Source organism: Glutamicibacter sp. GQ173 (assembly GCF_059759215.1).
The window spans coordinates 481,017-495,006 of the sequence record NZ_JCAXDT010000001.1 but is presented as its reverse complement, the minus strand read 5'-3'; the positions used below and the strand labels follow the sequence as shown (position 1 = coordinate 495,006).

18 protein-coding genes are annotated in these 13,990 nt (G+C 58.5%); 16 read left to right on the top strand and 2 right to left on the bottom strand.

Annotated elements, in window-relative coordinates:
* Positions 1-236 precede the first annotated feature (236 nt).
* The 14 genes from tuf to AC6CHO_RS02265 all read left to right on the top strand — a co-directional run bounded on the left by tuf (position 237) and on the right by AC6CHO_RS02265 (position 11,555).
* Positions 237-1,427, top strand: coding sequence for an elongation factor Tu (gene tuf, locus AC6CHO_RS02330; protein ID WP_060702225.1), 1,191 nt, complete (start codon positions 237-239; stop codon positions 1,425-1,427).
* A gap of 164 nt (positions 1,428-1,591) precedes the next feature.
* Positions 1,592-5,392 carry a hypothetical protein gene (locus AC6CHO_RS02325; protein WP_498213448.1) on the top strand — a complete coding sequence of 1,267 codons (3,801 nt, stop codon included), beginning with the start codon at positions 1,592-1,594 and terminating at the stop codon, positions 5,390-5,392.
* A gap of 418 nt (positions 5,393-5,810) precedes the next feature.
* Positions 5,811-6,119 (top strand): 30S ribosomal protein S10, encoded by a 309-nt coding sequence (rpsJ, locus tag AC6CHO_RS02320; RefSeq protein WP_013349689.1) that lies wholly within the window; start codon positions 5,811-5,813, stop codon positions 6,117-6,119.
* A 20-nt stretch (positions 6,120-6,139) separates the two neighbouring features.
* Positions 6,140-6,790: a 50S ribosomal protein L3 gene (rplC, locus tag AC6CHO_RS02315; protein WP_060702223.1), complete on the top strand. Its 651-nt coding sequence runs from the start codon at positions 6,140-6,142 to the stop codon at positions 6,788-6,790.
* Positions 6,791-6,794: 4 nt separating this feature from the next.
* Positions 6,795-7,397: a 50S ribosomal protein L4 gene (gene rplD, locus AC6CHO_RS02310; protein WP_022874137.1), complete on the top strand. Its 603-nt coding sequence runs from the start codon at positions 6,795-6,797 to the stop codon at positions 7,395-7,397.
* A complete protein-coding gene (gene rplW / locus AC6CHO_RS02305) occupies positions 7,394-7,696 on the top strand; it encodes a 50S ribosomal protein L23 (protein ID WP_060702221.1) in 303 nt (100 codons plus the stop codon). Before rplD ends, rplW begins: the two co-directional genes overlap by 4 nt.
* A gap of 31 nt (positions 7,697-7,727) precedes the next feature.
* The gene (gene rplB, locus AC6CHO_RS02300) at positions 7,728-8,567 is read left to right on the top strand and encodes a 50S ribosomal protein L2 (protein ID WP_060702220.1); all 840 of its coding nucleotides are present in this window, start codon (positions 7,728-7,730) and stop codon (positions 8,565-8,567) included.
* A 12-nt stretch (positions 8,568-8,579) separates the two neighbouring features.
* Positions 8,580-8,861 (top strand): 30S ribosomal protein S19, encoded by a 282-nt coding sequence (gene rpsS / locus AC6CHO_RS02295; RefSeq protein WP_022874134.1) that lies wholly within the window; start codon positions 8,580-8,582, stop codon positions 8,859-8,861.
* A gap of 59 nt (positions 8,862-8,920) precedes the next feature.
* On the top strand, positions 8,921-9,283 hold the full coding sequence (gene rplV / locus AC6CHO_RS02290; RefSeq protein WP_022874133.1) for a 50S ribosomal protein L22: 363 nt from the start codon (positions 8,921-8,923) through the stop codon (positions 9,281-9,283).
* A complete protein-coding gene (gene rpsC / locus AC6CHO_RS02285; protein ID WP_060702219.1) occupies positions 9,284-10,066 on the top strand; it encodes a 30S ribosomal protein S3 in 783 nt (260 codons plus the stop codon).
* Positions 10,067-10,483: a 50S ribosomal protein L16 gene (gene rplP, locus AC6CHO_RS02280; RefSeq protein WP_022874131.1), complete on the top strand. Its 417-nt coding sequence runs from the start codon at positions 10,067-10,069 to the stop codon at positions 10,481-10,483.
* 2 nt (positions 10,484-10,485) lie between these two features.
* The gene (gene rpmC / locus AC6CHO_RS02275) at positions 10,486-10,749 is read left to right on the top strand and encodes a 50S ribosomal protein L29 (protein ID WP_022874130.1); all 264 of its coding nucleotides are present in this window, start codon (positions 10,486-10,488) and stop codon (positions 10,747-10,749) included.
* On the top strand, positions 10,749-11,036 hold the full coding sequence (gene rpsQ, locus AC6CHO_RS02270; protein ID WP_013349679.1) for a 30S ribosomal protein S17: 288 nt from the start codon (positions 10,749-10,751) through the stop codon (positions 11,034-11,036). The genes rpmC and rpsQ overlap by 1 nt, the downstream gene beginning before the upstream one ends.
* Before the next feature lie 114 nt (positions 11,037-11,150).
* Positions 11,151-11,555 carry a RidA family protein gene (locus AC6CHO_RS02265; RefSeq protein ID WP_498213441.1) on the top strand — a complete coding sequence of 135 codons (405 nt, stop codon included), beginning with the start codon at positions 11,151-11,153 and terminating at the stop codon, positions 11,553-11,555.
* 36 nt (positions 11,556-11,591) lie between these two features.
* On the opposite strand, the gene AC6CHO_RS02260 is transcribed toward AC6CHO_RS02265, so the two are convergent.
* Positions 11,592-12,386: an AraC family transcriptional regulator gene (locus AC6CHO_RS02260; protein ID WP_498213439.1), complete on the bottom strand. Its 795-nt coding sequence runs from the start codon at positions 12,384-12,386 to the stop codon at positions 11,592-11,594.
* Between the two features lie 68 nt (positions 12,387-12,454).
* Here AC6CHO_RS02260 and AC6CHO_RS02255 point away from each other — a divergent pair, with 68 nt between their 5' ends.
* The gene (locus tag AC6CHO_RS02255) at positions 12,455-12,976 is read left to right on the top strand and encodes a VOC family protein (RefSeq protein ID WP_498213438.1); all 522 of its coding nucleotides are present in this window, start codon (positions 12,455-12,457) and stop codon (positions 12,974-12,976) included.
* A gap of 118 nt (positions 12,977-13,094) precedes the next feature.
* Here the strand turns inward: AC6CHO_RS02255 and AC6CHO_RS02250 are convergent, their stop codons facing one another.
* Positions 13,095-13,355, bottom strand: coding sequence for a hypothetical protein (locus tag AC6CHO_RS02250; protein WP_498213437.1), 261 nt, complete (start codon positions 13,353-13,355; stop codon positions 13,095-13,097).
* 18 nt (positions 13,356-13,373) lie between these two features.
* On the opposite strand from AC6CHO_RS02250, the gene AC6CHO_RS02245 reads away from it, so the two are divergent.
* A complete protein-coding gene (locus AC6CHO_RS02245) occupies positions 13,374-13,967 on the top strand; it encodes an endonuclease/exonuclease/phosphatase family protein (protein ID WP_498213435.1) in 594 nt (197 codons plus the stop codon).
* Positions 13,968-13,990: the final 23 nt, after the last annotated feature.

Genomic DNA, 13,990 nt, shown 5'->3' with positions numbered 1-13,990 from the left:
TCGGAACCAAAACTTGGCCGTGACCCCCATTGTGGGGAAGTGGCCGATCGCGGAGCCGGCTTCAACGCCATTGAGGCCGGCCCCGCAAACGGCCAACGAGGGATTTGCATCACATGCAGGGCCCGCAGAGGACCGAAATTTCCAAAATTATCCACGCCCCCAGTAGACTAATTGAAGTTCGTTTGCGAACCGCGCAGACGAAAAAAGTCTTCTGTAAATGTTTCTAGGAGGAACTTGTGGCAAAGGCAAAGTTCGAGCGCAACAAGCCGCACGTCAACATTGGTACCATCGGTCACGTTGACCACGGTAAGACCACTCTGACCGCAGCTATCTCCAAGGTTCTGGCTGAAAAGTACCCAGACCTGAACGAAAAGCGCGACTTCGCTAACATCGACTCGGCTCCAGAAGAGCGCCAGCGCGGTATTACCATCAATATCTCGCACATCGAGTACCAGACCGAGAAGCGTCACTACGCACACGTTGACGCTCCAGGTCACGCTGACTATGTCAAGAACATGATCACCGGTGCTGCTCAGATGGACGGCGCAATCCTCGTGGTTGCTGCTACCGATGGTCCAATGGCTCAGACCCGCGAGCACGTTCTGTTGGCCCGCCAGGTTGGTGTTCCAACCCTGATGGTCGCACTGAACAAGTCCGACATGGTCGACGACGAAGAGCTGCTCGAGCTCGTGGAGATGGAAGTTCGCGAACTTCTGTCCTCCCAGGGCTTCGATGGCGACGACGCACCAGTTGTTCGCGTTTCCGGCCTGAAGGCTCTGGAAGGCGACGAGAAGTGGGTTGCAGCTGTTGAGGAACTGATGGAAGCTGTTGACACCTTCATTCCGGACCCAGTACGTGACCGTGACAAGCCATTCCTGATGCCTATCGAGGATGTCTTCACCATCACCGGTCGCGGTACCGTTGTAACCGGTCGCGCCGAGCGTGGCACCCTTGCCATCAACTCGGAAGTTGAGATTGTTGGCATCCGCCCAATCCAGAAGACCACCGTTACCGGTATCGAGATGTTCCACAAGCAGCTCGACGAAGCATGGGCAGGCGAGAACTGTGGTCTGCTGCTTCGCGGTCTGAAGCGCGACGATGTTGAGCGTGGCCAGGTTGTCGTAGCCCCAGGCTCGATCACCCCACACACCAACTTCGATGCAAACGTCTACATCCTGTCGAAGGACGAAGGCGGACGTCACAACCCGTTCTACTCGAACTACCGTCCGCAGTTCTACTTCCGCACCACCGACGTAACCGGCGTTATCACCCTCCCAGAGGGCACCGAAATGGTTATGCCTGGCGACAACACCGAAATGTCGGTTGAGCTGATCCAGCCAATCGCTATGGAAGAGGGCCTCGGCTTCGCAATTCGCGAAGGCGGTCGCACCGTTGGTTCGGGCAAGGTCACCGCAATCACCAAGTAGTCATTACTTGATGATTTAGATCCATAGAGATCTGAGAATTCCCCCAGCACTATTACAGTGCTGGGGGATTTTTTTGCGCTAACAAGCAATTCGAACTAGTGAATATTTCTAGAAGGTGGTCCAATTAGAGGGCGCACTGAAAATTCACTAGGGGAGTGGCATCGATGACCGGTTGGATCCTGCTTGCTATCGTGCTGGCTGTTGCCGCGTTCTTCTTCGGACAGGCGAGGGGGCGCAAGCAATCCCAAAAACAGCTTCCCGGCACGTCAGCAGAGCAGCTGCGCGAGGCATGGCAACAAGGGTATGAAGCGGCCAGCGAGTTTCTGCGACGCTCCGGGACCCAGCCTCAAGCTCCACCGTCCGAGCAGGCGCCGGCCAGGAAGCAAGCCCCACCGGCTGGACAGCCCTATAGCCCGCAGCCCTGGCCAGATCAACCGGTGGCGGCTGGATCAACAAACGCCACCTACCCGGCAACGGACCAGACCTTCGGGCAGCAGAACCCGGTCAATATCCCGCAGCCAAGCCAAATGGTCTCCAGGCCCGCCGCGCCACCCAAGCCGGTCAAGGTGCTGACCAAGCGCGAGCGGGAATTGCGCAATATCAACATCACCTTGTATGTGGCCGCCTTGATGATTGTCGCCGCCGGCGCACTGTTCCTCAGCTTCGCGCTCCCGCCGGTAGCCAAGCTCGTGGCCTTCTTCTTCCTGGCCGCCGCGTTCTACGCCGGGGGCTTGACCACCTACGCGCTGAAGCCATCGCTGCGTCCTGCAGGTGCAGCCTTCGCCGGAACTGGCCTGGCGCTGCTTCCGTTGTGCGCCATCGCCACGTACAACACCCTTGATATCAGCGGGGCTGCCACCTGGCTGATCTTCTCGGCCATCGGCACGCTGGCCGTTGGCTATGCCACGCTCAAGCTGAAGTCGCGCGTGCTGTCTTGGGTAGCCGTGCTGATCTTGGTCAGCACCGGCATGGCCGGGGCCGCAACACTGCAGCGCGGAATCTTGAACTACATGCTGGTACTGCTGCTGCTTTCCCTCGTGCTGCTTTACTTGGCCGTGCGCAGCCAGCGGGTGCGCCGTTCGATTTTCTTCCAAGCTGTTATGGGCACCGCGCAGTTGCTGCCTGCCTTCGTCATCGTGCTGTCAGCAATTCTCTTTGAGTCCCTCCGAAGCCGCGACTTCTTCTGGATTTTCGCATTGCTCACCGCGCAACTGCTGCTCAGCATGCGGCTGCTGGGCAATTTGCGAATGGCGCGTTTCTACGCAGCCCGCGTTACCTTTATGCTGATGCTGGTTGCCGGCAGCAATTATGTTGGATTCTCCGCGACGACCACGACAATGATCCTCGCGTTCAGCCTTGCCCTGCAAGCACTCGCGGTGCTGATGTATTCCGCGGCGTACCAGCAACGCATGGGCCTGGATCCCCGACATCTGCGCTTTGAGCGAAGCGCGCTTTGGGGCCTGAGCGTGATCTCGGTGATCGGGGCCTACGCCTCCTCGAACGGCGAGACCTCGCTGGTGCTCAGCGTCCTGGTCGTTCCACTGCTGGCACTGCTCTGCCTGCCCGGCTTGCTGCGCGGGGCCAAGACGGAAGTTGCGGTGGTCTCGGCGCTTCCGCTGGTGGCACTGCTGGATATGCAGCGCCATAGCTGGCGACCGCTCCTGCTGTTTGTAGTGGCCATTATCGGACTGAGCATCGCGCGGCATCGATCAGCTGGCCTCCTCCAGCAGGTTTGCCAGCACGCTCGTTGGGCGCTGCTGCTGGTTGGCGCCGGGGTGCTGGGTGCGGCCATCCATGAATCCCTGGACGGTTCCGCCGGAAGATCCGAGGCAGCAGCAAAGCTCGTCACCGTTCTGGCGATGGCGCTGATGCTCTGGGCTATCGACCTGGCAAGCCGGCACCTTGCCGAGAAGGGCATGCCGCAGAACCACCTTTTGGGTCGGATCGCGGCTTCTGCGGCGATTGCCATAGCCTCCTTGTGCTACCTTCGAGTGCTGGCTGCCGAAGAGATGTATCCACATGAGCTCGTGGAGTTCATCGGGCTCGGAGGATTCATCTGGTTCATGATCACCGCGGTGGCGGCCACCGGCTTGGGGATTGCCAGCGGGTGGCGTTTGCGTTCTGTTGCTGGGCAGCGCACGGAGCTGGAGCAGCCCATCAAGTCAGCGGCGGCGGCTCTGCTCCTGATGCTGTATGCGCTGAGCTTTGCTGAAGGCACCTGGGGATTTGCGCTGCTCATCGGTGTAGCTGCGCTGGCCGACTACCTGGTGAACCTTCGACGCAGCACCAGCACGCAATGGAAGATCATCTATGCGAGCCTCGCCCAGCTGCTCTTCAGCTCGATGGTTTGGTGGTTCGCCCGCGCAATGGACTTTGATCTCCACGGCCGATTCGCATTGCTGCTCGTATCGCTGAGCATTCCGCAGGTAGCCCGATTGCTGCTCAGCATTCGCCGGGGCGCACCGCTTCGCCAGGAATTGCGCTGGGTGGCCATCGGACTGCTCATTGGCATGCCGGCGGCAACGCTGGGGTACGGATGGTTCGCGGGCGGCTTTGATCGCGGAGTGATCCTCTTGGCTGCCCTGTGCATCGGGATCCATGGGGCCATGGCTTTCAAGGCCGGCGAAGCGATCCCTGAAATCCCGCGGCAGTTCTACCTTTTTGCCCCCATTGTGTCGCTGATCGTTGTGATCGGGGTCCAGGCAAGCACGATGCCAGATGACACCGGTTGGATTCGAGCGCAATGGTGGAGCACCGACGTTGCCAGCGCCATGCTGCTGTTCATGTGCCTGTTGGCTGTGCTGGCCGAATGGCGCTGGCGGGGCAACAAGAAGTACTCCGTCGCCATCGCGCTGGCCATCTTCTTGCCGGCAGCGCTCGCTGCATGGTGGCAGGCTGGAACCTGGTGGGCCGTTGGCGCCCATGCGCTGATGGCTGTCGCGCTGATGCTGCTGGTGCACTCGCGCAGGAGCGCCTGGTATGCGATCGGCGGCGCGCTGATGCTCACGGTGGCGATCTTGCGGACCGTGATGGAAACGCGGCATATCGGGGGAACTCGATGGCTGTCATCGATGGATGTCTCATGGTCCTTGATCGGCACGGGAATAGCGCTCTATCTCCTGGCGATGGCCCATGGGCGAATGAAAGATCCGGCGCCTGGTTATCCGGAATCCGGTTACCGCCATGCAGACCCGGTTGGCGCGGCGTCACGGATCTATTTTGCGTCCATGCTGCTGGCCCTGTTGGCGGCCGGCTGCATTGCCCACGTCGACAGCTCGCAGACCTGGAGCATTATTGGGGCCGCGGCGCTCATCTTCGGCGTGGCCGTGGTGGTTCGCTTCTTCGAGCTGCCGGCCAGTGCTGTTCCCTACGCGGTGGACGGGTTGATCGTGCTTGGTGCGGTTCTTGTCCTGACCTCCTATTCACGAATTATCGCGGTTCTGCAATTCAGCAGCATCATGGCCTACTTCTGCGTGATCGCGGTCGTGCTGGTGGTTTGGCGCAATATCAAGGCCCACCGGCTTCTTGAACAGGCCTATCTCATCGCTGCCTCCGTGGCTGGCAGCATGGCGCTGTTCGCCTCCTTGGCCGAATCCAATACGCTCGCCCAAGTCATGGGCTTGGCGTTCTTTGGCTGCCTGATCGCCTGGGCCTTGAAGCTGGGGGAGCGGTTGTTCATCTGGTGGGGTGCCATTGCGATCACCCTGTCCGTCATCTGGTTCCTGCGTGAACTCGTCTTCTTGTGGCTGGTTATTATCGGGCTGGGACTGATCGCCGCCGCCGTTTACAAGCTGGTGAAGGTCGACAAGGCCGGCCAGCCAGCAGCCGAGCCGCCGGCCTATCAACCGCCGGTAGTCCAGCAGGGCCCGCCGCGACTGCCGTGGCAGCAGCCCGCGCAACCGCCAGTGCAGCCGCAGGAGCAGCGGCCGCCAGCTTCGCCGCAGGAGCCAGGCGAGCGGGAGTAGTGCTAGCGGCAGGTCGGTGAGGTCAAGATCACGGGGCTCGAAGCCCATAAAAGATTTGCGCGATCGTTGCCGACCTGTCAGACTAGATAAGTTGCTTGAGTGCAACTCGATCCCCGTTATTGGGGTAATCGAATCTGATTTGAACAACCGGGATCGGCTCTCACGCAGGATAATGCCTGTGGTTCGGGATCGATACAACAGTTTCAAATTATAAGGCCTTCGATAAAGTGAAAACTTTGCGGTCTTGTCGCGACTGAAAATTTCGCGACACGCCCGAGTTCGGGGGTCGGAGCCTCCTGCGGGTGAGGAACCCGGATCTGATCCGGATTCAGCCGCAGCGCAAGGCGTGCCGGTTCGCAAGAACCCGTATATAGGCACAGCAATCTTAGATAGTGCTAACAGAAAGAGGCATGACGCCATGGCGGGACAGAAAATCCGCATCCGGCTGAAGTCGTATGACCACGAGGTCATTGACGTTTCGGCCCGGAAGATCGTTGAGACGGTCACGCGCGCAGGCGCAACCGTAGTCGGCCCAGTGCCGCTGCCAACGGAGAAGAACGTGTACTGCGTTATCCGTTCGCCACACAAGTACAAGGACAGCCGTGAGCACTTCGAAATGCGCACGCACAAGCGTCTGATCGACATCGTTGATCCGACCCCGAAGGCTGTTGATTCGCTGATGCGTCTCGACCTGCCAGCGGATGTCAACATCGAAATCAAGCTTTAAGGGGAGGTGGCGAGAAAACTATGACCGCAACCCGTAATTTCAAGGGCCTGCTGGGCACGAAGCTCGGCATGACCCAGGTTTGGGATTCGAACAACAACCTGATCCCTGTCACCGTCGTGCAGGCTGACAGCAACGTTGTCACCAAGCTCATCAATGCTGAGCGCGATGGCTACACCGCAGTTCAGATCGGCTACGGCCAGATCGATCCTCGCAAGGTCACCAAGCCACTGGCTGGTCACTTCGAGGCTGCAGGCGTCACCCCACGTCGCCACTTGGTAGAACTGCGCACCGCAGACGCTGCCGAGTACACCCCGGGCCAGGAACTCTCCGTGGAGCTCTTCGAAGCCGGCCAGAAGGTCGACGTCGTTGGCACCTCCAAGGGTAAGGGCTTCGCCGGTGTGATGAAGCGCCACAACTTCCATGGTGTTGGCGCATCGCACGGTGCTCACAAGAACCACCGCAAGCCAGGTTCCATCGGCGGCGCATCGACCCCAGGTCGCGTTTTCCGTGGACAGAAGATGGCCGGTCGCATGGGTGCTGAGCGTGTTACCACTCAGAACCTGACCATTCACGCTATCGACGCTGAGAAGAACCTCCTGCTGATCAAGGGTGCCGTTCCAGGTGCCCGCGGCCGCGTCGTTCTCGTACGCAACGCCGTGAAGGGAGCATAAGTAAATGACTAAGGCACTTAACGTCGAACTGCCTGCAGAGATCTTCGACGTACAGACCAACGTCCCGCTGCTGCACCAGGTTGTCGTTGCACAGCTTGCTGCTGCCCGCCAGGGTACCCACAAGACCAAGGACCGCTCCGAGGTATCGGGTGCAGGTCGCAAGCCGTTCAAGCAGAAGGGTACCGGCCGCGCCCGTCAGGGTTCGATCCGTGCACCTCACATGACCGGCGGTGGCATTGTCCACGGTCCAACCCCACGTGACTACTCGCAGCGTACCCCGAAGAAGATGAAGGCTGCTGCACTGCGCGGCGCTTTGTCTGATCGCGCACGCTTCGGCCGCGTCCACGTGATTGAGAACTTGGTTGCAGGGGAAACCCCATCGACCAAGGAAGCTCTGGCTACCTTGCGTTCGCTCACCGAGCGCAAGAACCTGCTTGTCGTCATCGATCGCGCCAACGATGTTGCAGCCCTTTCGGTTCGCAACCTCGACCTTGTGCACGTTCTGTACGTCGACCAGCTGAACACCTACGATGTTCTGGTTTCGGATGACGTAGTCTTCACCAAGGCTGCCTTCGACGCCCTGGTCCAGAAGGAGGAAGCCAAGTGAGCATCAACTCCAAGGCTCCACACGACGTGGTCATCGCACCAGTCGTATCGGAAAAGAGCTACGGTCTGATCGATCAAGGTCAGTACACCTTCGAGGTGGCACCAAGCTCCAACAAGACGGAAATCAAGTACGCCGTTGAAGCTATCTTCAACGTCAAGGTTGACTCCGTAAACACCATCAACCGAGCCGGTAAGCGCAAGCGCACCCGCTTCGGGTGGGGATCGCGCAAGAGCACCAAGCGCGCCATCATCACCCTGAAGGAAGGCTCGATTGACATCTTCGGCGGTCCGCTTTCCTAAGCGGAGACCACTTTAACGAGGAATAATATAAATGGGAATTCGTAAGTACAAGCCGACTACCCCGGGCCTTCGCGGCTCGTCGGTAGCCGACTTCGCAGAAATCACCCGATCGACTCCGGAAAAGTCGCTGGTTCGTCCACTCACCAAGACTGGCGGCCGTAACAACTCCGGTAAGATCACCACCCGACACAAGGGTGGCGGACACAAGCGCGCTTACCGTGTTATCGACTTCCGTCGTCACGATAAGGACGGCGTTCCGGCAAAGGTCGCTCACATTGAGTACGACCCGAACCGTACCGCTCGTATCGCACTGCTCCACTACGTGGACGGCACCAAGCGCTACATCATCGCACCGAACAACCTCAAGCAGGGTGACCAGATTGAGGCCGGCGTCAACGCCGACATCAAGCCAGGTAACAACCTGCCACTGCGTAACATCCCGGTTGGTACCGTGATTCACGCTGTGGAGCTTCGCCCAGGTGGCGGCGCCAAGATGGCTCGTTCCGCAGGTGCCTCGATCCAGCTGGTAGCCCGTGAGGGCCGCTTCGCTCAGCTGCGTTTGCCTTCGGGCGAAATCCGCAACGTTGATGTGCGCTGCCGCGCAACCATCGGCGAGGTCGGCAACGCTGAGCAGATCAACATCAACTGGGGTAAGGCCGGCCGTATGCGCTGGAAGGGCGTACGCCCAACCGTTCGTGGTGTAGTCATGAACCCTGTTGATCACCCACACGGTGGTGGTGAAGGTAAGACCTCCGGTGGTCGTCACCCGGTCAACCCTAACGGTAAGCGTGAAGGACGCACCCGTCGTCCGAACAAGGAAAGCGACAAGCTCATTGTGCGTCGTCGCAAGACCGGCAAGAACAAGCGATAGGAGCCTGGAAACATGCCACGCAGCCTGAAGAAAGGCCCCTTCGTCGATCAGCACCTGTTCCTGAAGGTCGTTGCTGAAAACGAAAAGGGCACCAAGAACGTCATCAAGACGTGGTCCCGCCGTTCGATGATCATCCCGGACATGCTGGGACACACCATCGCCGTACACGACGGTCGCAAGCACATTCCTGTGTTCGTCACCGAATCGATGGTTGGACACAAGCTCGGAGAGTTTGCCCCAACCCGTACGTTCCGTGGCCACGTAAAGGACGACAAGAAGGGCAAGCGCCGCTAGGCCCCGCAAGGGAACTAGTATCGCTTAGCACTTCTTCGATAGACGAGAGAAGGATAGCAATGGAAGCCAAGGCAATTGCGCGTCACATCCGCGTAACGCCTATGAAGGCCCGGCGCGTCGTCAACCTTGTTCGTGGTCTGCAGACCAACGAAGCACTGGCCATCTTGAAGTTTGCCCCACAGGCAGCTTCGGAGCCGGTATACAAGGTTGTCGCATCGGCAGTGGCTAACGCCCGTGCCGCCGCGGACCGCGCAGGTGAAGCATTCAATGAGGACGAGCTGATTATCAGCGAAGCGTTTGTTGACGAAGGTCCGACCATGAAGCGGTTCCAGCCGCGTGCACAGGGTCGCGCATTCCAGATCAAGAAGCGCACCAGCCACGTGACTGTGGTTGTTTCAACCCAGAAGGGTGGGGAGAACTAAATGGGACAGAAGGTAAATCCGAACGGTTTCCGTCTCGGCATCACCACTGACCACATCTCGCACTGGTTTGCTGATTCCAGCAAGCCAGGCCAGCGTTACGCGGACTACGTAAAAGAAGACGTACAGATCCGTGCACTGCTGTCCAAGGGAATGGATCGCGCAGGCATTGCCCGCGTAGAGATCGAGCGTACCCGTGACCGCGTACGTGTGGATATCCACACTGCACGTCCAGGTATCGTTATCGGCCGCCGTGGTGCAGAAGCCGACCGTATTCGCGGCGAGCTGGAAAAGCTCACCAAGAAGCAGGTTCAGCTGAACATCCTCGAGGTCAAGAACCCTGACATGGAGGCCCAGCTGGTCGCCCAGGGCATCGCCGAGCAGCTTGCTTCCCGCGTGGCTTTCCGCCGTGCGATGAAGAAGGCAATGCAGTCGGCAATGCGCGCTGGTGCCAAGGGCATCCGCGTTCAGTGCTCCGGTCGTCTTGGCGGTGCAGAAATGTCCCGCAAGGAGTTCTACCGCGAAGGCCGTGTGCCGCTGCACACCCTGCGTGCGAACATCGACTTCGGCAAGTTCGAAGCCAAGACCACCTTCGGCCGCATCGGCGTGAAGGTTTGGATCTACAAGGGTGACGTAACCGCCAAGGAACTGGCTGCACAGCAGGCTGCTGCTGCTCCAGCTCGCGGTGGTCGCGGTGGCAACGATCGTCCACGTGGCGGCGAACGCCGTCGTCGTAACGACCGTAAGGGCGCTGCAGCTCCTGCTGCGGAAGGAGGAGAGGCTTAAATGCTTATCCCACGTCGAGTCAAGTTCCGTAAGCAGCACCACCCAAAGCGTTCGGGTGCTGCCAAGGGCGGAACCACCGTTGCTTTCGGTGAGTTCGGTATCCAGGCGTTGACCCCGGCTTACGTGACTAACCGTCAGATCGAAGCCGCTCGTATCGCCATGACCCGTTACATCAAGCGTGGCGGTAAGGTGTGGATTAACATCTACCCAGACCGTCCGCTGACCAAGAAGCCTGCTGAAACCCGTATGGGTTCCGGTAAGGGTTCCCCAGAGTGGTGGGTCGCCAACGTCAAGCCAGGACGAGTCATGTTTGAACTCGGTGGCGTCAGTGAAGAGGTAGCTAAAGAGGCATTGCGTCTTGCAATCCACAAGCTGCCAATGAAGGCACGCATCGTGCGTCGTGAAGGTGGTGAATAGGGATGTCTATCGGTTCTAAGGACCTTAGCATTGAGTCCCTGGACGGCTTCGATACCGCTCGTTTGAACGAGGAATTGAAGAAGGCCAAGGCAGAACTGTTCAACCTGCGCTTCCAGTCGGCTACCGGCCAGCTGGAGAGCAACGCGAACCTGAAGGCTATCAAGCGCGATATCGCCCGCATTTACACTGTGCTGCGCGAGCGCGAGCTGGGCATTCGTCAGGATGTCGTCGTTCCGGTTGAAGAAACCAAGAAGGAATCCAAGTAATGAGCGAGAAGGAGAACGGTGTGGATAACGCTACCGAGCGTAACGACCGCAAGACCCTCCGTGGTTACGTGGTTTCCGACAAGATGCAGAAGACCATCGTCGTTGACGTTGAGGACCGTGTAAAGCACGCCCTTTACGGCAAGGTTATGCGTCGCAACAAGAACGTCAAGGCTCACGATGAGAACAACGAAGCCGGCATCGGCGACTTGGTTGTCATCGCTGAGACCCGCCCGCTGTCTGCTGACAAGCGCTGGCGTCTCGTTGAGATCGTAGAGAAGGCTAAGTAAGCTTTCGCTTCGATTTCACGGATCTCGTGATTGAAGAATGCCCCGAACACTTCGCAAGAAGAGTTCGGGGCATTTCTGCATTGACCCTGTAGTTCGCGGATACGACACTGGATTATGCAATCAATTCAGAAACTGCGTCCAGAAGGCCTTGTCCGGTCGCCAGCCTTCAGCCACGTAGCCATCGTCCCGCCGGGAGCCAGCACCGTCTACCTTGGCGGACAGAATGCGGTTGACGAGAATGGCACACTGATTGGCGAAGGCGATGCCGCGGAACAAGCAAGATATGCGTTGCACAATGCAAAGGCAGCGTTGGCAGCAACCGGAGCAACGTTTGACGATGTAGTCCAATGGAACGTCCTTTTGGTGGACGGCGTGGATATCAATAGCGTCTATGCGGCTATCGGCCCAGAACTGGTTTCTGATGAACCACCGCTGGTGTGCGCGGCCATTGTCTCCCAGCTAGGCATCCCTGGCGGTCTGATTGAAATCAGCGCAGTTGCGGCGTTGTTCATTGATTAGGAGACGGATTTCCAAAGCACGAGTCAGCGTTTCCCGCTAGCTGCTTCGATACTCGCTAGGGGAGTAGCCGAGTACTTTTCGGAAGTCTGTCGACAGGTGGGCCTGGTCGGCATAGCCGAGGTCCACGGCCAGCGAAGCAAGTGAAGTTTGCGGATGCTCACGCAAATGCAGGGCAGCTTCTTGCAAGCGATAGCGCCGAATGACTGCCAACGGTGAAAGTCCCAAGTATTTCAGGGACAAGCGCTGCAGGCTGCGTACGGTGAGATTCAAATCTTTCGCGACGTGGTCAACACGCAAGGCTGAGCTGTTAGTCGATACATGATCCAAGAAATTATTGGCTAGTTCGCCGGACTCGGTGATTGGCGGCAGACGCTGTTCCAGCCATAAAGATAATTGATGAGCACAGCCTGCATTCGAGTTTGCGTCGTCACTCAGCTGGTGTTCGTCCAGCAGGGCCTGATGAAGTGCACCTGCATCAATGGTTGCTTCTTGGTCCAGCAGCTGCTGCGGCGTGCTCTTGACCAAGGAGGCCAAATAGGGAGCTGCAGCGGGGCGGAGCAGGGCAGCTACCGCCCAGCTGGTACCGCGCAGATCCCTATGAGATGCACCGCGGCTTGGACCAGCGACTGTCACCCCCTCAGGTTGCACCACAAGATTCATCAGCGGGAAAGGCAGGATCTGCTGGCGGGAAATCCGGCCGGCAGCAATATCCCAGCGCGAGATCCAATACCAGCTGACGTACTGCTGCAAATGTTCGGGAGGCAGGATGCGCTGGAATTCCGGCAGCCGGGCCGGATACAAAACCCCTCGACCGTCATGAATATCGACCATGCAGCAGCACCTCAAATTTGTCGCAAATTTACAAGCCCCAGCATTCCATAACTTCATAGCCTTGAGATATGCAAAATCACAACGAATTGGTGCATGGTGTCACCGGAACTCACACCACCGCTGGTGTTCCACACGGAGTAACGTCACTAACTCCATTCCTCGCTGTACCAAATGCGGCGAAGGCCCTGGAGTTCTACAAAGACGTGTTTGGAGCACGGATCATTGATGTCACCAACATGGGCGGGGTCGTTGTCCATGCCGAGATTGACTTTGGCCAAGGACACCTGCAAATTGGTGAGCCCAGTCCCGCGTACGGCTTGGTGCCGCCGCCAGCTGCCCCGAATGCTTGCTATTCGCTCGGGTTGTATTGCGAAGACGTGGATGCAGTGCTGGCAAGAGCTACAGAGGCAGGCGCTACGGTAAGGGAACCGGTGACCAATTTTGTTTCCGGCGACAGATTCGCATCCATAATTGATCCTTACGGAGTGAGGTGGTCCATCATGAGCAGAATTGAAGATCTGAGCGAAGAGGAAAGTGCTCAACGGGTGGCAGTCTGGGCTGCGCAGCAGTCGGAAGCGGCCTCGAATTGAGCTGTCCGTGCCAGACGCTGAACTAAGCTGAAGCCACGACAATGAATCGCCCGCAACCACGTTCACAGTGGCTGTGGGCGATTCTCATGCTCCCTTGCCTGGGCATTGGAATTCTGCCCTATATAACGTGGACAGTTGCCAGATGGGTTCCGCGGCTCCAAGCATCCCAACCATGGATGCTGCTCGGCGTTGCCCTGGCCGTATTGCTGGCCTCATTCAAATGCCGGTGGCTGGTTTCGGTAGTCTTCTTGGTCTTGCTGGCCATCGGTGCGGTCCCGAACTTGGCTATGACAACCGGGGAATCGTTGCCATCGGATGCACCCCCGGAGTCATCAGTCTTTCCTTCAATGCGCTCAAGGCTGGCGCTGATGCTAGGCAATTATCGCAGAGCATTAAAATGGCCGACCCTGAGGTCCTGGTGCTCGAAGAGACAAGTGAAGCTCTTCACCAGAGATTGGCTGCCCAAGGAGCATTGGATACCTTGCCATACCGAAGCGCACCGGCGCCTGCCGGGGGAGAAGCCGATACGGTGATTTATTCGCGTTATCCGGCGAGAGAACGATCAGGTTCGCTTGGCCCGGATGCGACCAATTGGTACGGATTGCCCATCGTCGACATTGCGTCTCCACGCGGGCCAATCACGGTCGTTGGGGTACACATTTATCCTCCGCTGCAAGATGCGCGGCGGTGGCAGGGTGGGCTGCTGGCTATGCAGCAGTGGGTTGACAAGAAGGAAGACGAACCAATGATCTTGGCAGGGGACTTCAACTCCACCCGAGCCCATCCACAGTTTCGAGAACTTGTCTCCAGCATGGGACCTGAACGATCGCTGTTTCCCGTATCGACATGGCCAACTGGGGGAAGGGTGCCGCCGATGATTGGGATTGACCACGTTTTAGCCCGCGGCCTCGTTCCGCTCAAGCAAGAGGCAGCCAAGATTGATGGGTCCGATCACCTGGCACTCATCGTGAAACTCGGTGTGCCACATTAGCAGGGCACGCGTAGAGCCATTGC